The organism is Kribbella sp. NPDC048928, assembly GCF_043197975.1.
In the GTDB taxonomy this organism is placed as follows: domain Bacteria; phylum Actinomycetota; class Actinomycetes; order Propionibacteriales; family Kribbellaceae; genus Kribbella.
The window spans coordinates 48045-72395 of sequence record NZ_JBICUC010000006.1; the positions used below are offsets into that span (position 1 = coordinate 48045).

Here is a 24351-nt window from a genome sequence, read left to right on the forward strand (position 1 = left end):
AGAGTCGAAAAGCTCATCGCGAGCATGTAGGGCTTCGCTAAATCGAGTGCTCGGCTGGTTCCTGATCTCTACAACGTCTGTATGGCGATTGAGATTCGGCCGGTCACTCGGGACGAGGCGACCGAGTACTTGCGTGTTCTGCCGTATGTGAATGGGTTTCCGCAGGAGGAGCCTGAGGCGTCGGCCTGGTACGCCGGTAGCGCGGCGTGGCCTCCGCAGGTCCCGCGGACTGCGGCCGACCTTGAGCGGTATGCGGAGGAGATGCAGGCGGACTGGTTCCGCCCGCAGGCGGCGTTCGTGGACGGGAAGATCGCAGGCGGGTCAGCGATCGTCTCGGTGCAGCTCACCGTGCCCGGCGGTCAGCAGGTAGCGCTCGGCGGCGTGACGTCGACAGCTGTGCTGCCAACGTACCGGCGGCGTGGTCTGCTGCGGAAGATCATGGCCGCGATGCTGGACGACTGCCGGGAGCGTGGTGAGTTCCTGGCCGGCCTGAGTGCCAGTGAGGGCACCATCTACGGCCGGTACGGGTTCTCGCCGGCAACGTTCCAGCACCGCTGGGAAGTGCGGCGTACTGACGTGGCGTTCCGCACCGAGTTCACAGACCCAGGTGGACTGGAGCTGGTTGACGGTGCCGTCGCAGCCGAGCTGTGGCCGGTGCTGCACGAACAGGTACGCGCAGTGCGGGTGGGGGAGATCAGCCCGCTCCCTGGCAAGTGGGACGGGCTCGCGGGCGGTGGGCTGCCGGCGGACGGGTCAGGGCCGGCGCATCACCTGGTGCACCGGGACGCAGGAGGTGCCGTAGACGGCGCCGCGATCTTCCGACTGCCGTGGTCCCCGGACCCGGAGCGTGCCGGCGTACTGCAGGTGGAAGCGTTCGAGGCGCTCACATCCGATGCGTACCGGGCGCTCTGGGAGCTGTTGCTCGACTTCGACCTCACGAAGCAGGTGGTCGCAGCACGCCGCCCCGTCGACGAGGCGCTGCGGTGGATGCTCACGAATCCGCGGGCGCTCAAGCTCACCAGGACCCGCGACAACCTCTGGCTGTGCATTCTCGACGTACGACGAGCTCTCGAGGTACGTACGTACGCCGCGACCGACTCGCTCGTACTGGATGTCCACGGGTCCGGGCGCTGGCGACTGGATGCTGCACCGGACGGGGCGACCTGCAAGGCGGTGGATGAGGACGCGGACGTCAGTCTGACCGTCAACGAGCTCGGGTCGCTGTACCTCGGCGGAGTCCGCGCGAGCGAGTTGGCGTCCGCCGGACGTGTCGCGGAACATGCACCGGGCGCCCTGTCCCGGCTGGACGCGTTGCTGCGACCGGATCGCGCACCCCACAACGCCGTGGGTTTCTGAGTGTTGTGACTGTCCGTGGTGTGACGCAAAGGTGACTCGGCCACCTCCTCACCCGGTTGAACCCGCCAGCTAGGGTGGTCCGCGTCGTTGATCGAAGTCAATCGGCGCACTTGCGTGTGCCGGGATGTTCGAGGTGCTGGTTTCGTGCGCAAGCTGTTGAGTCTGGTCGTTGTCGCGGCGCTGGGGTCGTCCCTGGTGGCGTGCGGATCGGACAAGAAGGACGATTTCGATGCCGCCGGGATCAAGGTGACCTCGGACTTCGGGCAGAAGCCGACCATCACGCACCGCGAGGGTGATCCGGACAAGTCGTTGGTGACCGACGTTCTCAAGCAGGGCGACGGGCCCGAGGTGAAGAAGGGCGAGCTGCTCACCGCGAACTACATCGGCCAGATCTGGCGTGACGGCAAGGTCTTCGACAACTCCTACGACCGCGGCGCGCCGTCGTCGTTCCCGATCGGCGTGGGCAGCGTCATCGGCGGCTGGGACGAGGGCCTGGTCGGCAAGAAGATCGGCAGCCGCGTGGTGCTCTCGGTGCCGTCGGACAAGGGCTACAAGACCGAGGGCAACTCCCAGGCCGGGATCAAGGGCGACGACACGCTGATCTTCGTCGTCGACCTGGTCGGCGCGGCCGGCAACGACACCACCCTGGACGCGTCCCCGGTGAGCCCGTCGACGCCGACCAAGATCACCGTCAGCGGCGCGCTGAACGCCGAGCCGAAGGTGACGGTCCCGGCCGGCACCAAGCCGCCGGCGAAGCCCGGCAAGCCGGTCGTGTTCGCGCTCGGCAAGGGCAAGCCGATCGACAAGGGCAGCCAGCTGATCGGCCGGTACGTCGTCTACGACTACACCGGCAAGAAGCAGGCCAGCACCTGGGACGCCCAGCCCGCCACCCAGCAGAGCCCGGCGCAGCCGGCCGCACCGACCGACCAGCTCCAGGTCGGCCCCGGCCCGAACGGCCAGACCGGCGCGCTCGACGGCCTCGCCGGCATCCCGATCGGCAGCCGGGTCCTCGTCGAGCTCCCGGCTTCCAAGGACCAGGCCGGCAAGACGGTCAACGCCTTCGCCGTCATCGACGTCATGAACGCGTTCCCGGCCCCGAAGCAGACCGGCCAGTAAACACCGCGTACCTCGAAGGACCGGCTCACCAGTGGGGGCCGGTCCTTCGGCGTTTCAGCGGGTACGACGGACGGGCCGCCGGCTGAACCAGCGGTTCGCGTCCGGCTGGAAGGACAGCAGGATCGCGCTGACGACCGCGGTGATGTGTACCAGCCGGATCGCGCCGAAGGCGATGAAGGAGCCGGACCAGTCGAGCGCCCCGAAGTCGCCGTCGCGCAGGAACCAGCTGATCGGGCCGACCACGAGTGTGGCGATGCCGACGGTACCGAGCAGTGCCGTGAGCAGCCAGCGGGACCAGCCGATGCCGTGCCGGAAGTAGCGGTCGATGACGACGAACAGGCCGCCGTACACGATCACGCGGAAGGCGATCTGGACGAGCAGGCCGACGACCGGGGAGCCGTCGGCGACGGCGCCGATGACTCCGAGGACCGACTCGGCCACACCGGCACCGACAGCGGCGAGCCACAGGGTGGTCGCGCCCCGGACGGCGAGCGGCGGCTGCGGCCGGGCAACGTCGTGAATCGTGAGGTCGCGGTGCTTGGTCCTGTTCATACCACCAACTGTGGCCGCAGCGGCCGTCCGGATCAGGAGTGCTGCGACCCCACCCCGGGTAGACCTGGAACCACCGCTCAGCCGCGATCGAGGCTGTTCGTCCGCTCCGGCGGCCGGACCGCCGCCGCCTGCTGCTCGTCAGCGGCCGCGTGCTGCTCGTCGGCGGCCGGCGTCTGTCCGGACACGGTCGAGCGGGTGCGTTCGAAGTGCTCGGCGTACGCCTGCTGGTTCATGGTGTGCGCCATCACGTCGACGTCCTGCGGGATCCGCAGCGCCTCGTCGAACACCCGGGCGTGCGCGGTCACCAGCAGCGTGCGGATCATCGCGTCGCCACCGCGTTCGTACTCAGGACCCTGGTACAGGAAGTACGCCGCCTGGCCGAACTCGCGCCGCGCGCCCGCGTCGGGTGCCTGCCCGGCCGCGCGCCGCTCCTCGAGCCCCGACAGCAGGGCGAATGCCTCCTGCTGCAGGGCGCGCCGGTCGTCCTGCGCGCCGGTCCGGGTGGCGTAGAGCCCTTCGAGCGTGAACGGCATGCCTCGAGCGCTCGATGCGGCCTCGCCGCGCATCAGGAGGTTGCCGTTGATCGATCGGCCGTCCGGCAGGGCGACCCGGTTCTGCAGCACGTCGCTGTCCGGGGCTTCGGCGTCGAACCGGCTCTGGATGATCTCGCCGAGCCGGTCCGACATCCGGCTCCCCGGCGTCTCAGATCCGCCGACGAGCCTGTTGGCGGCGTAGTCGATCCGGACCCCGCCCTCGCTGCGCCATCCGGCACCGTAGACGCCGACCATCGGGCCGTCGGCCGGGATCGGCCGGTGGTACTGCTCGACGTCGGCGTTCGGGCTGCGGCCCTCTTCCCGCTGCCCCAGCTGGTACCGCCACTCGGCCAGGTTCCGGTACAGCTGGACGAAGGCCGCCGACCGCTCGGTGTTCGTCGTCGCGGCGTCGAGGCGCTCGTCGAGCCAGGCGAGCGAGTCGTTGGCCGCCGCGGCCTGGAACCTGGCGAACCCGTCCTGCTGGTCCCACAGCCCCGGATTGTTGGTGGTCTTGATCAGCTCCGGGGTCGGGAAGCTCGCTGCGGTGATGATCACGGTACGTCCACCAATCCGGCCGCGTGCCGGCCTGCCGCGGCTGCGGCCTCGAAGTAGGCGCGGTCCTCGTCCAGGCTGCGGCCCATGGTCGACAACCTCACCGGACCCGCCTGCAGCGCCTCGTACAGTCCTTCGACGCCTACACGGACCACGTGGTGCCGTGCCTTCAGTGGCTCGGCCGCATCGCGTACGGCGTCGCCGAAGTCACCGGCCAGATCCGGTACGACGACATCGGCCCGTTGGAGCGCTACGCGGCCGTACGCGGTCAGGCTGTGGTGGGAGATGCCACGGTGGCGTGGCCGCGGGTCAGCCTCGGAGATCCGCAGTGAGGCGACAGCACGGCCGCCCAGCGTCCCGATGGCGTTGACCGCCTCACCGGACTGCACGCCGGAGAAGCCCCAGCGCGTACCCGTCCCCAGGTTGCCCGGGCCCTGCGTGATGACGACCAACTCGGCAGACAGGACCTGTACGGCAGTCAGCAGACCTGTGTGCACCGTGACAGCCTCACGGTCGCCCCCGTACGCCTGGCCGACTGTGACGGTTCCACTGAGCCACCCGGCGTCCCGCAGGCTCGCGACGCTCCGGGAGAACGCCAGCGGGAGCGCCCCGCCGTCTGTCATCACGTAGACGACCCGTGTGTTCGGGCGGGCCTCGTAGACGCCGGCCAGCACAGCAGGCAGTGCGGAGTGCAGGTCTGCGACAACAACAGGCGTACCGAAGAGGTCGTCAGCATCTCGCAGCACGTCGTGGTCGGGGGAGTCCTGCTCGTCAGCACCCAGCACCATCGCCTGCAATGGCGTGTAGCGCGCCTTCACCAGGTGCCCGCGCTCCGGTGGGTCCTCAGGCAGCCGGTCCGGTACGGCAACAACCAGGGCGTACCCACCTGTCCCGAGACCGCGATCCAGCGCGCCCACGTTCAGCAGCACGCGGTCGCCGGCCACCGGCGTACCGACCAGGTCCGGGTAGGCGAGAGCGCGCACAGACTGTGCGCCGACCGTCACGGTCAGCTCCACCGCCCCGGCCCAGCTCCGCCCGACCTGAGCCACCACACCGTCCCGCCAGCGAATCACGAAGCGACCTTAGCGTGTCGAACCGGTGTTCGAAGTTTCGATGCGGAAAGGCGGGTTTTGGACGCCGGGAGGCCGTAAGGTGGTCGGGTGTCGGCGCGGAAGAGTGAGCGGCTGCTCAACGTAGTCATCTGTCTGCTGGTCGCGCGCACCTACGTGACCAAGGAGCGGATCCGCGAGGTCGTCGAGGGCTACGCGGGGCAGACCGACGACGCGTTCGAGAAGATGTTCGAGCGGGACAAGGACGAGCTGCGCGATCTCGGCATCCCGATCGAGATGGGCACCATCGACAAGTTCTTCTCCGACGACGTCGGGTACCGGATCCGTCGCGACGTGTTCGAGCTCCCCGAGGTCCAGTTGGAGCCCGACGAGGCCGCCGTACTGGGCGTAGCCGCTCGCGTGTGGCAGCACGCCGGCCTGTCCGAGGCAACCACGTCCGCGGTGCTGAAGCTGAAGGCGGCCGGGATCCAGACCGACCAGTCGGCGCTGAGCGCGATCGAGCCGCACGTCGGCGCGTCCGAGCCGGCGTTCGATCCGCTGTGGTCCGCCGTGGTGGCGCGGCAGGTGGTCCGGTTCGAGCACCGGCGCAGTGGGGCCTCCGAGCCGACCACGCGGACGCTGGAGCCCTGGGGGATCGTCTCCTGGCACGGCCGCTGGTACGTCGTCGGCCGCGACCGGGACCGTGAGGCGACCCGGATGTTCCGGCTGTCGCGGATCGGCGGAGCCGTCAAGACTGTCGGGGAGCCGGGCGCGTTCACCGTGCCGGAGGGCACCGACCTGCGCTCGCTGGTGACCGAGCTGGCCCCGCCGCGGCCGACGTCCGAGGCAAAGGTCCGGGCACGGACCGGTTCGTGCGTCAGCCTGCGCCGCCGCGCGAACGCCATCGAGCCGTACGAGGACGGCTGGGACCTGCTGCACGTCCCGTACGCCGACTCGTCCGTCCTGGCCGAGGAGATCGCGTCGTACGGCACGGACGCCGTCGTCGAAGGGCCTGGAGACGTGCTGGACGGCGTCCTCTGGCGACTGCGAACGGTGGCCGGGGCATGAGCAACGCGCGTGACCAGGTGCAGCGGCTACTTGCACTCGTGCCGTACCTGCGGGAGAACGACGGCGCCCGCGTCGACGACGTCGCCAAGGAGTTCGGCGTCCGGCCGAAGCAGATCATCGCGGACCTGAAGGTGCTGTGGTTCTGCGGCCTTCCCGGCGCGCAGATGGGCGACCTGATCGAGATCGACATCGAGGCGGCCGAGGGCGACGGCGTCATCCACATCAACAACGCCGACTACCTCGCACGCCCGCTGCGGCTGGCCGCGGCCGAGGCGCTCGCGCTGCTGACCGCGCTCCGGACGCTGCGCGAGGTGACGGCCGGCACGGACCGGGATGCCGTCGACCGCGCGATCGCGAAGCTCGAGCGGGCGGCCGGCGAGGCCGCGGCGGCGAGCGAAGGCGCTGCGGCGCACGTCCACGTGGAGCCGGCTGCGCCCGAGATCGCCGAGATCGTGAACCGTGGCCTGGCGACCAAGCAACGGCTGCACCTGACGTACGACGTACCGTCCCGCGACGAGACCACCGAGCGCGACGTGGATCCGATGCGGCTCGTGGTCTCGGAGGGCCGTACCTACCTCGAGGCGTGGTGCCGGCTGGCCGAGGACGTCCGGCTCTTCCGGCTCGACCGGATCGCCGGCGTGAAGCTCCTCGACCTGCCGAGCGAGCCGCCGCCCGAAGCGACCCCGCGCGACCTCTCGAACGGCATGTTCCAGCCGTCCGAGCAGGACCTGCTGGCCACGGTCCGGCTCGCACCACCAGCCCGCTGGGTCGCCGAGTACTACCCGAACGAGTCCGTCGAAGAGGGCCCGGAGAACTCCCTGATCGTCAAACTCCGCGTCGCCGACACCAACTGGCTCCAACGCCTCGTCCTCCGCCTCGGCGGCGCCGCCACAGTCCTGGACCCACCCAACCTCACCACCCAAATAGCCGCCACAGCCCGAGAAGCCCTCTCCGCCTACGACGTCTAGCCCCCACCCCGCCGCCACCCCGGCCCGGGTCAGGTGACGCACATCGCGGACGAGGGGATAACCCTCGGTGTACCGGGTTCTCTGGCGGTCTTAGAGGGGCGAACCCACAACACGAGTGGATATCCGGCTCTTCTGACTGATCCGTGGGTGCGGCGCCCGTCCCTCTCCCCATTGCGCCGAGTCGTGGCGTTTGGCTGGACCCCGGATCGCCGAGTCGTGGATCGAGGCTGCAATCGGCCCGCATTTCGCCGCCACGATCCACGACTCGGCGAAAGGTGAGGCAGCACGCGGACAGGCGGGTCGGCAGGGGGGAGGGCCGGCAGGCGTGCGCCCACATGGGCTTCAGAAGAGGTGGATATCCCCTCGGGTTGAGGGTGGCGCGAGGTGGGGGTGGTGGGTCAGCTCTGGCTGAGGTGTTTTTCGAGGGGGGAGCGGAAGCGGGGGGTTACTCGGACGCCGGAGAGCCAGGTGGTCCAGCGGGCGGCTTCGGCTTCGATGTGGGTGGTGGTTTCGGTGCCGACGTCTTCCAGGAGTTGGTAGCGGACCTCGCCGGACTCGGGCTGGCCCCAGCCGCCGACGATGCGGCCGTCGGACCAGATGGTCGGGCCGATGTTGCCGGTGGTGTCGAAGAGCTTGGACTTGTGCGGTCCGAGGAACCAGTCGCGCTGCTTCCAGCCCATCGGCGTCGGGTCGAGCCCGGGCAGGAAGGCGACCCACGGGTCGGCCGGGGCCTCCGGGGCCTCGTCGCCGGGGAGCACGTACCCGGTCTGACCGTCGTCCAGGTCCACCTCGACGGCCTCGACAGCCGCCAGCGCCTTACGTGTCTGGCCCAGCGTCCATCCGGCGTACCACTGCAGGTCAGCCGTCGTGCCAGGACCGAACGAGGACAGCCACGCCCGCGCGAGTGTCACCCGCGCCTCCTCTGCTGTGGGCTTGTCACCGAGCCCGCCGGGCAGCCAGTCCACAGAAGGTGACCACTGGTGCTGGCCGCTCAGCCAGGTGCCCAGCGGGCGCCCCCGGACGATCCGGCCCTCGGCAGACAGTTGGAACAGCACGCGGCTCGTTACGTACGGCTGGGCTGCGTACGCCTTCCCAGTGGCCATGTTCAGCCGCGTCCGCAGCCGCGGCTCGTCTGCAGACAGCTCCTGCGCCGTAGCCGACCCTCGCAGCGCCAGGGCGGTCGCCGTGGACTCCTCGACCGCCGCCAGCCACTGCCCGCACGCCTCTGCGTCCTCCCCGACGCCGGCGTCGGCCAGGTGCTTGACCAGCAGCTTCCGCTGCTTCACCGCGATGTCATCGGTGCACGCGGCCTGAACAACCGGTGCGAACGGCGTCGGTACGACGAACACCGTACGGCGCATGCCCAGCATCCGGATCAGTGTCCGATCGTCATACAACGCACGCTCTGTAGTGGTGATCTCACTGCCTGGCACCCGCGCGGCCACACTCAGGTGCACGGTGGCCGGATCGGTCGCGTGCAGCGCCACCATCGACGCGGCCGCATCGACCGGGCCCGCCGCCTGGCAGCCCGTACCGAGCCGGTGCCGCCGCCCGAGCCGGGCCCGCCGCTCCGCTGCACCGATCCGCATCATCCGTGCTCCTGTCGCAATCTGTCCGGAACCGGCCACGACCGGCTGCCGGTCCCCGCCGTGCCACCCGGTGGGACACCAGTTTTTACCATCACGTTCCGACACCGTTGCCCGCCGAGACGCACCGCGGGTCGTGGCTCGGGGGCCCGGACCGGCTAGGCTCCTGGTTATGTACTGGTTGCTGCTCTTCGTCGGCGTGGTGGTGGTGTGGACGATCGTCCTCGCCCTGCTCGCGATGAAGCTCTGGCGCCAGGGCAAGGCACTGACGCGTGAGTTGGTCGCCGCCCAGTCCAAGCTGGATGCCGCGCAGTCCGAGGCCGGGTCTGGACAGACCCGTGAGGACGCGCACGCTCCGGCGTAGTATTCGGCCACGAACTCAGGCTCGAGTCCCGAGTTGATGTGAAAGGGAGATCGACATGGCAGCACCGCTCATCGGTATGCCCCAAGGCGCGGAGTGGCTCGTCATTCTCGCGATCGTCGTGCTGCTGTTCGGTTCGGCCAAGCTGCCGGCGCTGGTCAAGCAACTCGGCAAGTCGAAGAAGATCTGGGAAGAGGAGGTCGGCCCGAAGAAGAAGGACGGCGAGCTGACCGAAGAGGCCTCGCAGCCGCCGGCGCAGCAGCCGGTCCAGCAGCAGGCCCAGGCCCAGGCACAGCCGAACCAGGCGAACGGCCAGGCGCCGGGCGACGGCCTGCCGCCGACGCACACGGCGAACTGAACAGAACGCCCCACCTGTGTCGATGGTGAAGTTCGGGCGGCGTAAGGACAAGGAAGACCGCCACCCGAAAGACCCAGAGGGTCGGATGACCCTGCGCGAGCACATTGTCGAGCTCCGGAACCGGCTGCTCATCAGCGTGCTCGCGATCGTGGTGTGCACGGTTGCCGCGTGGTTCATCTACTACCACGCGCTGGAGATCCTGAAGCACCCGTTCGAGGAGGCCGTCAGGCCGTTCGCGGAGAAGCGCGGCCTGAAGCCCCAGCTGACCTTCCAGGGCGTCGGCGACCCGCTGACGTTCCGGATCAAGGTGTCGGCGCTGCTCGGCCTGATCGTGGCCGGGCCGATCTGGCTGTTCCAGCTGTGGGCGTTCATCGCGCCCGGCCTGCACCGCAGCGAGAAGAAATGGGCGTACCTGTTCGCCGCGATCGCCGCGCCGCTGTTCGCGACCGGCATCCTGCTCGGCTACTGGACGCTGCCGAAGGGCATCAACATCCTGCTCGGCTTCACCCCGGACCAGGTGCAGAACCTGATCGAGCTCGGCAAGTACCTCGACTTCGTGATCCGGACGCTGCTCGTGTTCGGGATCGCGTTCCTGATCCCGCTGGTCGTCGTCCTGCTGAACATGGTCGGTGTGGTGCCGGCCAGTGCGCTGTCCAAGTTCCGGCCGTACATCATCTTGGTGATCTTCGTGTTCGCCGCCGTCGCGACCCCGTCCGGCGACCCGTTCACGATGTGTCTGCTGGCGCTCCCGATGTGCGTACTGTTCTTCGCCTCCGAGGTCATCGCCCGGATCAACGACAAGCGCCGCAAGGCCCGTAGCGACGCGTTGCTGGCCGACTGATGACTGTGTCATGGCCGCGACTCCGTCGCGGCGGGTCATGGCGCTGTGCCTCCCGGCCTTCCCTCGTCGCTCCGGTCGCTTCGCTCCCTGCGCTCCTCAGTCCAGGCCGGGAGGCGCCATGACCAGGCGGATCGCGCTGGTGGTGAATCCCACCAGCGGTCGAGGACGTGGTGCCCGGATCGCCCCGGCGGTCCGCGAGCGGCTCGCCGGCGCGGGGCTGAGTGTCGACGTGCACACCACCACGTGTGCCGAGGATGTCGGGCGGATCTCCGCCGAGGTGGTCGCCTCCGGCGCGGACGCGGTCGCCCTGATCGGCGGTGACGGTACGGTCCACCTCGGTGCGCAGGTGCTGGCCAACTCCGGGATGCCGTTCGGCATCATCCCGGCCGGTACCGGGAACGACTTCGCCCGCGGCCTCGGCGTACCGCTGAAGGACCCGGGCGCCGCGGCCGATCTGGTGATCGCGGGCCGGACCCGCGCCATCGACCTCGCGGTGTCCAAGGACGAGTTCATCACCACGGTCGTCGCCGGCGGCTTCGACTCCTTGGTGAACAAGCGCGCCAACGCGATGACGTGGCCGAAGGGCAACGCGCGCTACACGGTCGCGACGTTCGCCGAGCTCCGGACGTTCAAGCCGCTGGAGTACGTCGTGACCGTCGACGGCGATCCGATCGAGACGCCGGCGATGCTGGTCGCGGTCGGTACCGGGCCTACGTACGGCGGGGGACTGCAGATCTGCGCCGAGGCCGTGCTCGACGACGGGCTGCTGGATGTGACGATCATCGAGCCGGTCTCCCGGCTGACGCTGCTGCAGATGTTCCCGAAGCTGTCCAAGGGCACCCATGTCGGCCATCCCGCCGTCCGGATGCTGCGCGGCCGTTCGGTACGGATCGAGTCGCCGGGCATCACGGCGTACGCCGACGGTGAGCCGCTCGGGCTGCTGCCGGTCGATATCGGTATCGCACCGGGCGCCTTGACCGTCTTCCACTGAACCGGACGGCGCGGACCGAGACGAAATCTTTGAGCTCCGGGGTGTTTCCTCACTGCCCGAGATCTGATAGGAAAGCTTCCTAACAGTTTATTTCCTCGGACGCCCCTCGGAGGACCTCATGGAGAACCGCCCCACCCGCCGGACCGCGCTGCTGCTCGGTCTGTCCCTGGCTGCCGTCCCGGCCGCCGGGTTCACTGCCTCCCGCTTCGCATCGCCGGCCGATGCCGCGGTGCGCGCGACCGGCCTCGACGATCCCGCGAAGAAGGAGATCGCGATGCAGATCGTCTGCAGCGCAGAGAACTCGTCGCTGGACTGGAAGGCGCAGTACAAGTACATCGAGGACATCGGCGACGGTCGCGGCTACACCGCGGGCATCATCGGGTTCTGCTCGGGGACCGGCGACATGCTCGAGCTGGTCGAGCTGTACGCCGACCGGAAGTCGGGCAACGTACTGGAGAAGTACCTGCCGGTCCTGCGCGACGTGGACGGGAGCGACTCGCACGACGGCCTCGACCCGAACTACACCAGGGACTGGAGGACCGCGGCCGGCGATTCCGTGTTCCAGCAGTGCCAGAACGACGAGCGCGACCGGGTGTACTTCAACCCCGCGGTGGCGCAGGGCAAGTCGGACGGTGTCCGTACGCTCGGCCAGTTCTGCTACTACGACGCGATCGTGATGCACGGCCCCGGGAGCGACTCGACCAGCTTCGGCGGGATCCGCAAGCGCGCGCTGGGAAACGCGAAGCCGCCGTCGCAGGGTGGTAACGAGACCGCGTGGCTGAATGCGTTCCTGGATGCGCGCGTCTGGGCGATGAAGCAGGAAGAGGCGCACAGCGACACCAGCCGGGTCGACACTGCCCAGCGGGTCTTCCTCCGCAACGGCAACCTCAACCTGGACACCCCGCTGGACTGGAAGGTCTACGGCGACCCGTACCACATCGGCTAGCCACCGGACCGCAGCCGGGCTCTCACCAGGGAAGAGAGCCCGGCTGCGTCACGCCGGAGTGGACCTGTGCCACTCATCAACCTCCGTAATGGCCCCGACCGCTGTCGCCGCTGAGCGTGGGCGGTGTCAGTTGTTGCTGGTTGATGAGTGGTGGCGGTCCGTGCGCGGATCGAGTTCGGCGCGCTGCCTGAGCATCGAGAGGGTGGAGCCGAGTTGCTCGAGGACCGCGGCCGGCAGCACCGATCCGAGCCAGATCTGCAGCTCGGCCTCGACGGTCGGCGTGGCGGCGGCCAGGATGTCGGCGCCTACGGGCGTGAGTTCGAGGAGTGACGAGCGTCGGTCGGAGGGGTTTGCCGTACGGCGGATGCGGCCGGCGGACTCGAGCCGGTCGACGGCCTTGCTCGTGGCTCCGACGGTGATCGCCATCTCCCGCGCCAGGTCGAAGACCCGGGTTGTGCCGTGAGCGGAGATGAAGCGCAGGAACTCGAACTGCCCGAGCGGGAGCTCGTGCTCGGCCTTCAGTCGGGCGTCCAGCGCGTTGTAGAGCCGCGTTTCCAACCGGACCAGGTCCGTGAACAATGCTGTGAGATCAGTCACGGAATTAGATTCCTAAGAATGTAGTTGGAGAGAACTATATTCCTCGGAATCTATCACTGGGAGTCAGACGATGAGCGTTGCACAACGTGAAGCAGCCCGCGGCATGATGCAGAAGGCCGAGCTCGGGCATACCCCGGAGGAGCAGCGGGCCGGGTTCGACGAGCTGTTCGCCGGCCGCCCCCTCGGGGACGACGTCGAACTGGTCGAGCGCACGCTCGGCGGAGTACCGGCCCTGGAGGTCCGCGTCGACGGGGCCGCTACCGACGGAGTCATCCTCTACCTGCACGGCGGTTCGTACGTCGTCGGCTCCGCCCGGACCGGCGCCAACTTGGCCACGCCCTTGTCCCGTCGCAGCGGCGTACGGGCGATCTCGCTGGACTACCGGCTCGCGCCGGAGCATCCCTTCCCGGCCGGCGTCCACGACGCGCTGGCGGCGTACCGGGAACTGGTCGAGGGTGGTCAGAACGTCGTCATCGCGGGCGATTCCGCAGGTGGCGGTCTGGCGCTGGCGACGCTGATCGCGGCGCGGGCCGAAGGGCTGGCGCAGCCGGCGGGCGTGGTGCTCCTGTCGCCGTGGACCGATGTCTCGCTCAAGAGCCCGAGCATGGACAGCCGTGATGAGGCAGACCCGCTGTTCAGCCGGGCCAACATGGCCGAGTCCGCCGAGCTGTACCTGAACGGCGCCGACCCCGCGAACGAGCTGGCCAGCCCGGTCTTCGGCGACCTGAGGGGGCTGCCGCCGCTGCTCGTCCAGGTCGGTACGGCGGAGATCCTGCTCGACGACTCGCTCCGACTGGTCGCCCGGGCCGCGGAGCAGGACGTGGACGTCAGCCTCGACGTGATCGCGGGAGCGCCGCACGTGTTCCAGTACTTCGCCGGCTTCCTGTCCGAGGCCGACGAAGCCCTCGATCGCGCCGCGACGTTCGTCAAGAACCGGCTCCAGGACAAATCTGTAGGTGTCGTCGCATAGATTGGGGCCCATGAGCACCCCGTCCGAGAAGTACGCCGTTTTCCGCTCGGACCAGGAGCATCCTGCGGTGCAGGAGTTCCGGGCGCTCTACGACTTCGCGCTGGACGACTTCCAGTTGCGCGCCTGCGCCGCCCTCGAGGACGGTCACCAGGTGCTCGTCGCCGCGCCGACCGGATCCGGCAAGACGCTGGTCGGTGAGTTCGCCGTGCACCTGGCGCTGGAGCGCGGGCAGAAGTGCTTCTACACCACGCCGATCAAGGCCCTCAGCAACCAGAAGTACGGCGACCTGGTGAGCAGGTACGGCGCGGACAAGGTCGGCCTGCTCACCGGCGACAACTCGGTGAACTCCGAGGCCCCGATCGTGGTGATGACCACCGAGGTCCTGCGGAACATGCTGTACGCGGGATCGCGGACGCTGCTCGGCCTGTCGTACGTCGTGATGGACGAGGTGCACTACCTGGCCGACCGGTCCCGCGGCGCCGTCTGGGAAGAGGTCCTCATCCACCTGCCCGACTCGGTGTCGGTGGTGTCGCTGTCGGCCACCGTGAGCAACGCGGAGGAGTTCGGCGACTGGCTGGAGACGGTCCGCGGCAACACCGTCGTCGTGCTGGAGGAGAAGCGGCCGGTCCCGCTGTTCCAGCACGTGATGGTGGGCAAGCGGCTGCACGACCTGTTCGCCGGCGAGGCGCCGACCGCGCGGACCGCCGCACCCGACAAGCCCGGCAGGTCCGGCAACCCGGCGAAGGCGAACGAGCCGGTCAAGGCCGATGTGAAGGACCTGGTCAACCCGCAGCTGGTGCGGATCGCGCGCGACGACAACCGGATCTTCCGCGACGACTCGCGCAAGCCGCGCCGGCGCCGCGACCTGCCGAGGAACCGGCCCGCGAAGTCCCACTTCACGCCGTACCGCTCGGATGTGGTGGAGGAGCTGGACGCGGGCGCGCTGCTGCCGGCGATCTACTTCATCTTCTCCCGCAAGGGTTGTGAGGACGCGGTCGTGCAGTGCCTGCGGTCCGGGCTGCGGCTGACCAAGCCGTCCGAGCGCGATGAGATCAAGCGCGTCGTCGCCGAGCGGACGGCCGACCTCCCGGACGAGGACCTCGGCGTGCTCGGGTACCACGACTTCGCCGAGGCGCTCAGCCGGGGCATCGCGGCGCACCACGCCGGCATGCTCGCGGCGTTCAAGGAGGTCGTCGAGGAGCTGTTCGAGCGCGGTCTGATCAAGGTCGTGTTCGCCACCGAGACGCTTGCCCTGGGCATCAACATGCCGGCCCGTACGGTCGTCCTGGAGAAGCTGTCCAAGTGGAACGGTGAGGCGCACGTCGACATCACCCCGGGGGAGTACACGCAGCTCACCGGGCGTGCCGGGCGGCGCGGGATCGACGTCGAGGGGCATGCGGTCGTGCTCTGGCAGCCCGGGTTCGACCCGCGTGAGGTCGCCGGCCTGGCCAGTACGCGGACGTATCCACTGCGGTCGTCGTTCTCACCGTCGTACAACATGGCCGTCAACCTGGTGCGCCAGGTAGGGCGGACGCGGGCGCGGGACATGCTCGAGCTGTCGTTCGCGCAGTTCCAGTCCGACCAGGCCGTGGTCGGGCTGGCGCGGCAGGTGCAGCGCAACACCGAGGCCCTGGAGGGGTACAAGGAGTCGATCGACTGCCACCTCGGCGACTTCCTCGAGTACGCCGACCTGCGCCGCCGGATCGGTGACCGCGAGGCCTCCGGGTCGAAGCGCCGCAAGCTGGACCGCCGCGTCGAGGCGCAGGAGTCGATCGAGAAGCTGAAGACTGGTGACATCATCCGGATCCCGGCCGGCCGGAGCGCGGGCTGGGCGCTGGTGCTCGACCCGGGCATGCGGTCCGAGCGGGAGGGGCCGCGGCCGACCGTGCTGACGCTGGACCGCCAGGTGCGGAAGCTGTCGATGGTGGACTTCCCGACCCCGGTCGAGGCGATCGGCGTGCTGCGGATCCCGCGGAAGTTCAACCCGCGCAACCCGCAGCAGCGCCGCGAGCTGGCCCAGGTGCTGCGGAACCGGACAGACCTGCTGGGCGAGGACGGGCCGCCGTCGTCGCGGCACCGCGACGTGATCTCGCACGCGGACGATCCGGAGCTGCAGGAGATGCGGGCGCAGTTGCGGGCGCACCCGTGCCACGGCTGCTCGGACCGCGAGGACCACGCGCGCTGGGCGGAGCGCTACTTCCGGCTGGACCGGGAGAACCGCGACGTCCAGCGCAAGATCGAGCAGCGGACGAACACGATCGCCCGCCAGTTCGACCGGGTCTGCCAGGTGCTGGACGCACTGCACTACCTCGACGGCGACAAGACGACCGAGGCCGGCGACCGGCTCGCGCGGATCTACACCGAGCTCGACCTGGTCGCGGCCGAGTGCCTGCGGCAAGGAGTTTTCGACGACCTGACGGTGCCGGAGCTGGCGTCGTGCCTGGCCGCACTGGTCTACGAGTCGCGGTCGAAGGACGAGCCGACCTCACCGCGGTTGCCGCGCGGCGACGTACGGCAGGCCCTCGAGCGGATGGGATCGATCTGGCGGGACCTGTCCGCGCTGGAGCGGGACATGCGCGTGGACTTCCTCCGGTCGATGGATCTCAACTTCTGCTGGCCCGCGTTCCGGTGGGCGTCGGGCGCCTCACTGGCCGAGGTGCTGTACGAGTCCGACCTGGCCGCGGGCGATTTCGTCCGGTGGGTGAAGCAGCTGATCGACCTCACCGAGCAGATCGCCGACGCGGCCGGCGACAGCGAATTGCGGCGGACCGCACGCGCTGTCGTCGATCAGATCCGTCGCGGTGTGATCTCGTACGCAACCGTGGTCGAGTAGACCTCTTCGGGTGACAGACTTCCTTCGTTGTAAACCCCTGCTCTGAAGGAGAACACGTTCGTGGAGCTGTCGCGCCGGAACTTCGGGAAGCTTGCGGTTGCCACTGGTGCCACCGCCGCAGCCGGTACCGGAGCCGGTTATCTGATCGGGCGGCCTGCCGATGCGGCCGCCACCTGGAAGACGACGGGTACGGCGGTGCCGGCGCTGGCCGGGTTCGACAACCAGATGAAGACGTACATGCAGGCCCGCGGGATCACCGCCGGGCAGGTCGCCGTGACGTACAAGGGCCGGCTGGTGCTTGCCCGCGGCTACAGTGCGTCGACCGCGCTGACCGTACAGCCGACCTCGCTGTTCCGGATCGCGAGCCTGTCGAAGTCGTTCACCGCGGCCGCGATCGTGAAGCTCGTGCAGGACGGCAAGGTGAGCCTGTCCACGCCGGTCGCGAACATCATCGACATCACGCCCGCGACCGGCCTGACCCGGGACCCGCGCTGGTCGCAGATCACGCTGTGGAAGGTGCTCCAGCACCTCGGCGGCTGGGACCGTGACGTGTCCGGCGACCCGGAGTGGAAGGACGCCACGATCTCCCGGACGCTCGGCGTACCGATGGAGCTGCACACGTCCGACGTGATCAAGTACGTCGCCGGTCAGAAGCTCGACTTCAACCCGGGCACCAAGTACGCCTACTCGAACTTCGGCTACACCCTCGCGGGCCGCGTGATCGAGAAGGTCAGCGGCCTGAGCTACGAGGAGTACGTCAAGCAGAAGCTGCTCGCCCCGCTGAAGATCAAGCGGATGGCGCTCGGCTGGAGCATCGCGAAGCACAGCGGCGAGACGTCGTACGAGTCGCAGTACACCGGCAAGACCGTGCTCGACATGTCCGGCAAGACCGTGCCCGCGCCGTACGGGTCGTTCAGCATGCGGATCCAGGACGCGAACGGCGGCTGGGTCGCGAGCGCGCCGGACCTGGTGCGCTGGGCGAAGATGTACGACGCGTCGTCGAGCGTACTGAACAGCACGTCGCTCGGCCACGTCTGGGCGAAGCCGTCCATCGGCGTGAACTCCGACGGCTGGTACTACGGCCTCGGCTGGCAGATCCGCCCGGTCACCGGCGGCACCGGCCGCAACACGTGGCACACCGGCAGCATGCCCGGCACCTTCTCGATCATCGTGCGCACCTACAACGGGATGAGCTGGGCGGCCGTCTTCAACCGCCGCGACGACCCGAGCGGCAAGTCGTACGGCGACATCGACGCGGCCCTGTGGACCGCCGCCAACGGCGTGAAGTCCTGGCCGGCGAACGACCTCTTCCCGCAGTACTTCAGCTGACCCCGTACTGGTCAGAACATCAGTGCGCGGAAGTGCGGCGTGCTGATCTGGGCTTCGCCGGCCATCTCGGTGAGGACGTCGCGCAGCGCATCGACGGCCTCGTCGCCGAGGCGGCCGCGGAGCCGGCGCTCGTACGCCTGGTGGAAGCGGCGGGCCGCGGACAATGCCGCCTGCCCGCGCTCGGTCAAGTGCAGCAGGCGGGCGCGGGCGTCGCTCGGGTCCGGGCGGCGTTCGACGTACCCGCGGCGCTCCATGTCGTCGACGATCTGACCCGCGCCCTGCTTGCTGATCTCCAGCCGCTCGGCGAGCCGGCTGATCGTGGTCGGGCCGTCGTTCAGCGTCCGGAACACGAAGCCGTCCGAACGGCCCTGGTCGTCGAACCCCTGGGCGGTCACGTGCTCGCGCAGTTCGCGGACGAACTCCTGATCGGCCAGGAGCAGAAGGATGCCGATGTCCGGCTTGCCCGATCGCGTCATGGAGGTCATGATAGTCAAGCTGGCTTGGTCAAGCTAACTTGTCTAAATGGTTGGGGGAACGATGCACGTCATTCGAGCGGCCGAGGCACCGCAGTTCCAGTTGCCGGGCGGCGTCGGGTTCACCGGGTATGCGGCGCCGAGCCGGGGTTCGGCCGGGCTGTGCACGTGGCGGCTCACCGTCGACGTCGGTCACGGCGGCGACGCGCCGCACACGCTGGACCGCGACGAGGTATTCATGGTGCTGACCGGCACGGTGCAGGTCGGCGAGGAGAAGCTCGGCCCGGGCGACGCCCTCGTCGTACCGGCCGGGGAGCCGATCGCACTGGCCAACCTCGGCGAGGACACGGCGGAGCTGATCGTCGCCGTCGCCGCGGGGTTCACCGGCTTCATGGCCGACGGCACCACGGTGCAGCCGCCCTGGGCCCAGTAGCCGGTCCTTCGATTCTGATCGAAACGAGTGCGGTGTGGATGGGCCGTTCCTATCGTCGCTGGTGACCCGCTGGACGACAGCGGGCACTGCGATCGGGAGGGAATCCATGAGAGTACGGCAGATCCTCGCCGCGGGAGTCGGAGTGCTGGCGAGCGCGATCACCGTCGGCGGCACGGTTGCGCAGGCCGACCCGCCGGCCGATCCGGACGGCACCCGCGTCACTGTGGTCGATCCGAACGGCACCCGGGTCACGTCGGTCGACCCGGACGGCACCCGGGTCACCTCCGCGGACCCGGACGGCACGCGCGTCACCTGAGCGGGCGCACCGTGCCCGGTTGCTGACCGGTGCGATCTCCGGCATTAGGTTGATTCCTGCGAGCTGTTCAGCGAGGAGGGATCGTCGATGCCGGAGATCGTGGAGTTGGAGGAGCGGCCGTACGTCGCTCTGCGGGGCAAGGTGCGGATGGACGGGATCAGCGCGTTCGCGGACCGGATGCGCGAGGTCGTCGACTGGCTGGCCGCCAAGGAGATCGCGCCGAACGACGCGCCGTTCTTCAAGTACGACGTGGTCGACATGGAGTCGGAGCTGACGCTCGAGATCGGGTTCCCGGTCGACGACCTGCGCTCCGGCGAGGGGGAGATCGTCACCGGCGTCCTTCCCGCGGGCCGCTATGCGACCGTCACGCACCACGGTCATCCCGCAAGCCTGGTCGACGCTACCCGCGACCTGCTGGCCTGGGCCGACGAGCAGGGCCTGGTCTGGGACGCCGAGGGCGACCGCTGGGCCGCGCGCCTGGAGATCTACCACTCGAATCCCCGCGAGGTCCCCGACCCGAACGACTGGGTCACCGACCTCCAGTTCAAACTGAAGGACTGAGTGCCAACTGTTCTCGCAGGTGTTGGCCAGCTCGATCCTGACCGGATCCGCCATGTTGCTTCACCGCTGATCGAGCTCGGTTCAGCCCTGCACGTGCTGGCCGAGCCTGCGCACCACGACCGCACTGACTGGGCGGCCGCAGTGCCGCTGTCGGCGGAGCTCCGTGAGGAGCTCGCACAGTGGAGCTGGACCGTGCGCGCGGTCCGGGCCCGCTTCTTCGCGACCTCCACCGCGACAGGTATGCCGTCGTGGGACGAGGAGCTCACGGCGCTCCGTAAGCGTCCGCCGGAGGACGTGGCCGCGGAGCTCGTACGCCCGCTCCGTGGCCGACCGTTGAGCAGCCGCACCACCGACACCACCGCGGTACTCCACTGGGCTCGCAGCCGCGGCCGGTCCACCGCAGCGCTCGTCGAGTCGTTGCTGACCGACCCCGCTGATCCCGTACGTCGTTTCGCGGACCTGCTGGACTCCTGCTGGCGGGAGTGGTTCAGCGACGTCTGGGCGGAGTCACGCGACGCACTGGCCGCTCGTGGCCGACAGGACCGCGACCTGGCAGTACGTGATGGTGTCAGCGCCATGCTGCGCTCGCTGGACGGCTCCGTCGCCGTACGAGATGCCGACAGCGTCGTGGTGCAGAAGGTGCAGAGCAAGCGGATCGACGTCAGCACACGCTCGCTGTTGCTTGTCCCGAGCAACTACATCGCCCCGCACCTGTTCGTGGGTGAGGTGCCGGGCGAGCCGATCACGATCATCTACCCGTCCGCTGGCCGGGTGGCCGACGTACCGAGTGCACAGCTGATTCGTGCCCGGCTGGACGCGCTGGCGTCACCGGACCGCCTGCAGGTCTGCCGGGCAGTGGCCAGCGAGCCGCGGACCGCGGGAGAGATCGCCGCGCTCTGGGGCCTGCACCCGACCCAGGTCACCCGCCACCTGCGCGCGCTGACGCGAGCCGGGCTGGTGACGGCCGAGCGCGAGGGCCGCTTCGTGGCGTACCGCCTCGACAACGACGTGCTCACCACCCTAGGCGCCGACCTGCTGACGCTGATCATGCGCTGACGGATCTGCGCAGTCGAACGGCCGGCCCGGCCGGCAGGTCGTTGGATGAGCAGCTGTGACCGAACACTTCACTCCTGCCGTTCGACGGCTCATTGCCGCAACCCTGATCAACACCCTGGGCAACGGTGTCTACGTAGCCGTCGGTGCGCTGTACCTGACCCGCGCCGTCGGCCTGTCCGTCGCGCATGTCGGTGCAGGGCTGACGATCGCGGCACTGGTCGGTCTGATCGTCAGCACACCCCTGGGCGTCGTCGCCGACCGGCTGGGTCCCAAACGGGCGTACGTCGGGTTCCTGCTGCTGCAGGCCGTCACGATGACCTCTCTGACCCAGGTGCGATCGTTCGAGTGGTACGTGGTGGTGGCCGCGGTGACTGCCGTCGCCGACTCGGGACAGCGTGGTGCGAAGGGTGCGCTGATCGCAGGCGTTGCGCCGTCCGATCAGCGGGTACGTACGCGTGCGCTCCTCCGGGTCGTGACCAACATCGGCATCGCGGTGGGTACTGCGGCCGCCGGTGTGGTGCTGACGATCGACCGTCGGGAGGTGTACGTCGCCGCACTGCTCGCGAACGCTCTGACGTACATGGTGGCGGCCGCAGTGGTGCGGTTCGGAATGCCGGCCGTCGCGAAGGTGCCCGCGAAGTCGGGGCCGTCAGGACTGACTGCGTTCCGCGACCGGCGGTTCCTGGTGTTCGTTGGGCTGGACGGTGTGCTGAGCATGCATCCCGCACTGTTACAGGTCGGCGTCCCGCTGTGGATCGCGACGAGGACGGACGCGCCACGGTGGATGATCTCGGTGCTCCTGGTGCTTAACTCGGTCGCGGTGATCCTGCTGCAGGTCCGGATCTCCCGCGGCACCGAGAACCTGTCCGGCGCGGCTCGGGCCGGTCGGAAGGCCGGTGTGTTGCTGGCGATCACCTGCGTCGGCCTGGCCCTGACCGACGTGACCTCAGGCGTCGTGACGATCGGCCTGCTGATTGCGGCGGCCCTCGCGCACGTACTGGGTGAAATGCTGCAGTCCGCCGGCGGGTGGGGCATCAGCTTCGAGCTGGCGCCGCCTGGTGCACAAGGGCAGTACCAGGGTGCGTACGCGATGGGGCATCAGGTGGGTGATCTGGTCGCGCCTCTGCTTGTCACGACGGTCGCGGTGTCTTGGGGCTGGCCCGGCTGGTTGCTGACAGCAGGTCTCTTCTTGGTGGCCGGCCTGTTCGTACCGGTCGTGGTCCAGGAGCCGGAGCTCGTTATGCAGCCACAGGTCTGAGGAGGTTCCGCAGCGCGCGGGCGGCCGTGAAGCCCGCCCGGTTGGCGCCGATGGTGCTGGCCGACGGCCCGTACCCGACCAGGTGGATGCGCGCGTCGGCGACGGTCGCGGTGCCGTCCATCCGGATGCCGCCTGAGGCCTCACGGAGGTGCAGCGGGGCCAGGTGAGCGAGGTCGGCGCGGAAGCCGGTCGCCCACAGGATGGTGTCGACGTCCTGGTGGCTGCCGTCCGCCCAGTCCACACCGTGCGGCGTGATCCGCGAGAACATCGGCAGGCGCGTGTAGACGCCACGATCCCAAGCAGCCTGCTCCTGTGGCCGCAGGTGCAGGCCGGTCACGCTGACGACGCTGCGTGGTGGCAGACCGGCTCGGACGCGCTCCTCGACCCGGGCTACGACCTGACGCCCGTACTCCGGTGTGAAGTCGTCACCGGTGCGCCACTCAGGCGGACGCCGCGTGACCCAGGTCGTCGTCGCGACCGCGGAGACTTCAGCCAGCAGCTGTACGGCGGAAGCGCCCCCGCCGACAACCAGCACGTGCTGTCCGGACAGCTCAGGAGCGCCACGGTAGTCAGCGGTGTGCAGCTGCCGTCCCTGGAACCTCTCGATGCCCGGATACCACGGGATGAACGGCCGGTCCCATGTCCCCGTCGCGTTGACCAGTGCGGCAGCGAAGTACCTCCCAGCGGACGTGTCCAGCTCGAACCCGCCGTCGGCCTCCCGCACGCTCTCAACCGCAACAGGTCGTACGACGGGAAGCTCGAAGCGCTTCTCGTACTCGGAGAAGTACGCCGGAACGAACTCGTTGGCCCGCTCCGCACCGGCACTCGACGGCACTGGTACGCCGGGCAGGTTCGCGATCCCGTGCACGTCGTGCATCGTCAACGAGTCCCACCGGTGCTGCCACGCACCACCTGGTTCGGCATTGCGGTCCAGCACCACCAACTCGTCGTACGGCGCGAATCCGAGCCGCAACAGGTGATACGCCGCCGACAACCCCGCCTGCCCCGCCCCGACCACCGCTACCTCGAGCACATCAGCACCAACGTCGGCGAAGCACTACATCTTCCCGGCCGGCTCAGCGGATGAGCTGGTCCACGTAGTCGGCGCCGAGGCCGTTGGATGCGTAGTGTTCGCGGCAGAGCTGGATCTTGGTGAAGGTGTCCTCGTAGCCGGTCTGGTTGCCGGCGTCGTCGACGTAGATCATCGCGCCGGAGATGTTGAAGAACGTGATCATCTCGGTGCAGTCCTCCGGGACCCGCAGGGTGTGGATCTCGCCGGGTGGCTCGTACACGAACGAGCCGGTGTCGGCGACCCAGCCGTGCTCGTCGTACTGCCACTTGCCCTTGATCACGTAGCCGAAGACGGCGCTCGGGTGCCGGTGCCGCGAGACGATGCCGGCCCGGGTGACCTTGAGCAGGTTGCACCACTGGCCGGTGACCGTGTTCAGCATCAGCGGCCGGAACCACACGCCGGGGGCCTGCGGCACCCAGAGCCGGTCGTCGTCGGGCACGGCCTGGACGGCGATCTCCGCCGGGACACCTGCGGATACCGGGATCATCAGGTTCTCCTCACATGCTCTGGTAGCCGCCGTCGACGGGGACGACGGCGCCGGTCACGAATCCCGCGTCCGCACCGGTCAGGAACGCGATCACGCCGGCGACCTCGTCGGGCGTACCCCAGCGGGCCATCGGCGTACGCGACAAGATCCGGCCGGACGCGACCGGGTCGGACTGCAGGGCGGTCGTCAGGTCGGTGCTGATCCACCCGGGCGCGACCGCGTTCACCCGGATGCCGTCGGTGGCCCACGCGACCGCGAGCGACTTGGTCAGCTGGACGATCCCGCCCTTGGACGCGCTGTACGCCGGCACCAGCGGCCCGCCGAAGAAGCTCAGCATCGAGGCCACGTTGACGATGCAGCCACCGCGCACCGCGAGCAGATCGTGCGCGGCCTCGGCCGCTCGCAGCGCGCCGGTCAGGTTGATCTCCACGACCTCGCGGAACACCTCGGGCCGATGCTCGTCTCCGCGCCGGATGATGCCCGCGGCGTTCACGAGTACGTCGAGACGCTCGAGCGACCCGATCAACTCCTCGACCGAGCCCGCCGCCCGCAGATCGAGCTCGACGCCGGACGGGCCGGCGCCCAGACCGGCCGCGACCACGTGCATCCCGTCCGCGGTAAGGCGCCGCGCCGCAGCCGCCCCGATCCCACTGGTACCCCCGACAACGAGTGCGGTAGCGGTCATGCAA

26 protein-coding genes are annotated in these 24351 nt (G+C 69.1%); 17 read left to right on the top strand and 9 right to left on the bottom strand.

The window, feature by feature from the left end; genetic code table 11:
• The first annotated feature begins 81 nt into the window (after positions 1–81).
• Both ACGFI6_RS25475 and ACGFI6_RS25480 read left to right on the top strand, forming a co-directional pair.
• Positions 82–1356, top strand: coding sequence for a GNAT family N-acetyltransferase (locus ACGFI6_RS25475; RefSeq protein WP_393122619.1), 1275 nt, complete (start codon positions 82–84; stop codon positions 1354–1356).
• A gap of 144 nt (positions 1357–1500) precedes the next feature.
• A complete protein-coding gene (locus ACGFI6_RS25480; protein WP_393122621.1) occupies positions 1501–2472 on the top strand; it encodes an FKBP-type peptidyl-prolyl cis-trans isomerase in 972 nt (323 codons plus the stop codon).
• A 54-nt stretch (positions 2473–2526) separates the two neighbouring features.
• Here ACGFI6_RS25480 and ACGFI6_RS25485 read toward each other — a convergent pair whose 3' ends face one another.
• The 3 genes from ACGFI6_RS25485 to ACGFI6_RS25495 form a co-directional block, all read right to left on the bottom strand.
• Positions 2527–3024 carry a hypothetical protein gene (locus ACGFI6_RS25485; RefSeq protein WP_393122623.1) on the bottom strand — a complete coding sequence of 166 codons (498 nt, stop codon included), beginning with the start codon at positions 3022–3024 and terminating at the stop codon, positions 2527–2529.
• 77 nt (positions 3025–3101) lie between these two features.
• On the bottom strand, positions 3102–4112 hold the full coding sequence (locus tag ACGFI6_RS25490; RefSeq protein WP_393122625.1) for a hypothetical protein: 1011 nt from the start codon (positions 4110–4112) through the stop codon (positions 3102–3104).
• The gene (locus tag ACGFI6_RS25495) at positions 4109–5182 is read right to left on the bottom strand and encodes a DUF3866 family protein (protein ID WP_393122627.1); all 1074 of its coding nucleotides are present in this window, start codon (positions 5180–5182) and stop codon (positions 4109–4111) included. The genes ACGFI6_RS25490 and ACGFI6_RS25495 overlap by 4 nt, the downstream gene beginning before the upstream one ends.
• An 87-nt stretch (positions 5183–5269) precedes the next feature.
• Between ACGFI6_RS25495 and ACGFI6_RS25500 the strand changes: the two genes are divergently transcribed.
• The gene (locus ACGFI6_RS25500; protein WP_393122629.1) at positions 5270–6226 is read left to right on the top strand and encodes a helix-turn-helix transcriptional regulator; all 957 of its coding nucleotides are present in this window, start codon (positions 5270–5272) and stop codon (positions 6224–6226) included.
• Positions 6223–7194, top strand: a complete 972-nt coding sequence (locus ACGFI6_RS25505; protein WP_393122631.1) for a helix-turn-helix transcriptional regulator — start codon at positions 6223–6225, stop codon at positions 7192–7194. Before ACGFI6_RS25500 ends, ACGFI6_RS25505 begins: the two co-directional genes overlap by 4 nt.
• Positions 7195–7592: 398 nt before the next feature.
• Here ACGFI6_RS25505 and ACGFI6_RS25510 read toward each other — a convergent pair whose 3' ends face one another.
• The gene (locus ACGFI6_RS25510; RefSeq protein ID WP_393122633.1) at positions 7593–8786 is read right to left on the bottom strand and encodes a winged helix DNA-binding domain-containing protein; all 1194 of its coding nucleotides are present in this window, start codon (positions 8784–8786) and stop codon (positions 7593–7595) included.
• Positions 8787–8952: 166 nt separating this feature from the next.
• Between ACGFI6_RS25510 and ACGFI6_RS25515 the strand changes: the two genes are divergently transcribed.
• From ACGFI6_RS25515 to ACGFI6_RS25535, 5 genes are all read left to right on the top strand, one after another.
• Complete coding sequence (locus ACGFI6_RS25515; RefSeq protein ID WP_393122635.1) at positions 8953–9144, top strand: hypothetical protein; 192 nt, start codon at positions 8953–8955, stop codon at positions 9142–9144.
• Positions 9145–9199: 55 nt separating this feature from the next.
• A complete protein-coding gene (locus tag ACGFI6_RS25520; protein ID WP_393122637.1) occupies positions 9200–9499 on the top strand; it encodes a twin-arginine translocase TatA/TatE family subunit in 300 nt (99 codons plus the stop codon).
• Positions 9500–9584: 85 nt separating this feature from the next.
• Positions 9585–10340: a twin-arginine translocase subunit TatC gene (gene tatC, locus ACGFI6_RS25525; RefSeq protein ID WP_393122638.1), complete on the top strand. Its 756-nt coding sequence runs from the start codon at positions 9585–9587 to the stop codon at positions 10338–10340.
• A 118-nt stretch (positions 10341–10458) separates the two neighbouring features.
• On the top strand, positions 10459–11331 hold the full coding sequence (locus tag ACGFI6_RS25530; RefSeq protein WP_393122640.1) for a diacylglycerol/lipid kinase family protein: 873 nt from the start codon (positions 10459–10461) through the stop codon (positions 11329–11331).
• Between the two features lie 118 nt (positions 11332–11449).
• Complete coding sequence (locus ACGFI6_RS25535) at positions 11450–12277, top strand: chitosanase (protein ID WP_393122642.1); 828 nt, start codon at positions 11450–11452, stop codon at positions 12275–12277.
• A 126-nt stretch (positions 12278–12403) separates the two neighbouring features.
• Here the strand turns inward: ACGFI6_RS25535 and ACGFI6_RS25540 are convergent, their stop codons facing one another.
• On the bottom strand, positions 12404–12874 hold the full coding sequence (locus ACGFI6_RS25540) for a MarR family winged helix-turn-helix transcriptional regulator (protein WP_393122644.1): 471 nt from the start codon (positions 12872–12874) through the stop codon (positions 12404–12406).
• A gap of 70 nt (positions 12875–12944) precedes the next feature.
• Between ACGFI6_RS25540 and ACGFI6_RS25545 the strand changes: the two genes are divergently transcribed.
• From ACGFI6_RS25545 to ACGFI6_RS25555, 3 genes are read left to right on the top strand one after another with little or no spacing between them, the layout of a single operon-like run.
• Positions 12945–13844: an alpha/beta hydrolase gene (locus ACGFI6_RS25545; RefSeq protein ID WP_393122646.1), complete on the top strand. Its 900-nt coding sequence runs from the start codon at positions 12945–12947 to the stop codon at positions 13842–13844.
• A 10-nt stretch (positions 13845–13854) separates the two neighbouring features.
• The gene (locus ACGFI6_RS25550; RefSeq protein WP_393122648.1) at positions 13855–16677 is read left to right on the top strand and encodes a DEAD/DEAH box helicase; all 2823 of its coding nucleotides are present in this window, start codon (positions 13855–13857) and stop codon (positions 16675–16677) included.
• Between the two features lie 60 nt (positions 16678–16737).
• Positions 16738–18006 (top strand): serine hydrolase domain-containing protein, encoded by a 1269-nt coding sequence (locus ACGFI6_RS25555; RefSeq protein WP_393122650.1) that lies wholly within the window; start codon positions 16738–16740, stop codon positions 18004–18006.
• Between the two features lie 11 nt (positions 18007–18017).
• Here the strand turns inward: ACGFI6_RS25555 and ACGFI6_RS25560 are convergent, their stop codons facing one another.
• The gene (locus ACGFI6_RS25560) at positions 18018–18482 is read right to left on the bottom strand and encodes a MarR family winged helix-turn-helix transcriptional regulator (RefSeq protein WP_393122651.1); all 465 of its coding nucleotides are present in this window, start codon (positions 18480–18482) and stop codon (positions 18018–18020) included.
• 61 nt (positions 18483–18543) lie between these two features.
• On the opposite strand from ACGFI6_RS25560, the gene ACGFI6_RS25565 reads away from it, so the two are divergent.
• The 5 genes from ACGFI6_RS25565 (at position 18544) to ACGFI6_RS25585 (ending at position 22103) form a co-directional block, all read left to right on the top strand.
• Positions 18544–18912 carry a cupin domain-containing protein gene (locus ACGFI6_RS25565; protein ID WP_393122653.1) on the top strand — a complete coding sequence of 123 codons (369 nt, stop codon included), beginning with the start codon at positions 18544–18546 and terminating at the stop codon, positions 18910–18912.
• Between the two features lie 106 nt (positions 18913–19018).
• A complete protein-coding gene (locus tag ACGFI6_RS25570; RefSeq protein ID WP_393122655.1) occupies positions 19019–19228 on the top strand; it encodes a hypothetical protein in 210 nt (69 codons plus the stop codon).
• An 87-nt stretch (positions 19229–19315) separates the two neighbouring features.
• Positions 19316–19789: a GyrI-like domain-containing protein gene (locus ACGFI6_RS25575; protein WP_393122657.1), complete on the top strand. Its 474-nt coding sequence runs from the start codon at positions 19316–19318 to the stop codon at positions 19787–19789.
• A complete protein-coding gene (locus tag ACGFI6_RS25580; RefSeq protein WP_393122659.1) occupies positions 19790–20845 on the top strand; it encodes a DUF5937 family protein in 1056 nt (351 codons plus the stop codon). It begins immediately after the preceding gene.
• A gap of 55 nt (positions 20846–20900) precedes the next feature.
• Entirely contained in the window at positions 20901–22103 is a 1203-nt protein-coding gene (locus ACGFI6_RS25585) for an MFS transporter (RefSeq protein WP_393122661.1), read from the top strand.
• Here the strand turns inward: ACGFI6_RS25585 and ACGFI6_RS25590 are convergent.
• The 3 genes from ACGFI6_RS25590 to ACGFI6_RS25600 are packed head-to-tail and all read right to left on the bottom strand — an operon-like array spanning position 22084 to position 24347.
• A complete protein-coding gene (locus ACGFI6_RS25590) occupies positions 22084–23136 on the bottom strand; it encodes an NAD(P)-binding domain-containing protein (protein ID WP_393122663.1) in 1053 nt (350 codons plus the stop codon). The genes ACGFI6_RS25585 and ACGFI6_RS25590 overlap by 20 nt on opposite strands.
• 43 nt (positions 23137–23179) lie before the next feature.
• Positions 23180–23662, bottom strand: a complete 483-nt coding sequence (locus ACGFI6_RS25595) for a 2,4'-dihydroxyacetophenone dioxygenase family protein (protein WP_393122664.1) — start codon at positions 23660–23662, stop codon at positions 23180–23182.
• Between the two features lie 10 nt (positions 23663–23672).
• Positions 23673–24347: an SDR family NAD(P)-dependent oxidoreductase gene (locus ACGFI6_RS25600; protein WP_393122666.1), complete on the bottom strand. Its 675-nt coding sequence runs from the start codon at positions 24345–24347 to the stop codon at positions 23673–23675.
• Positions 24348–24351 lie beyond the last annotated feature (4 nt).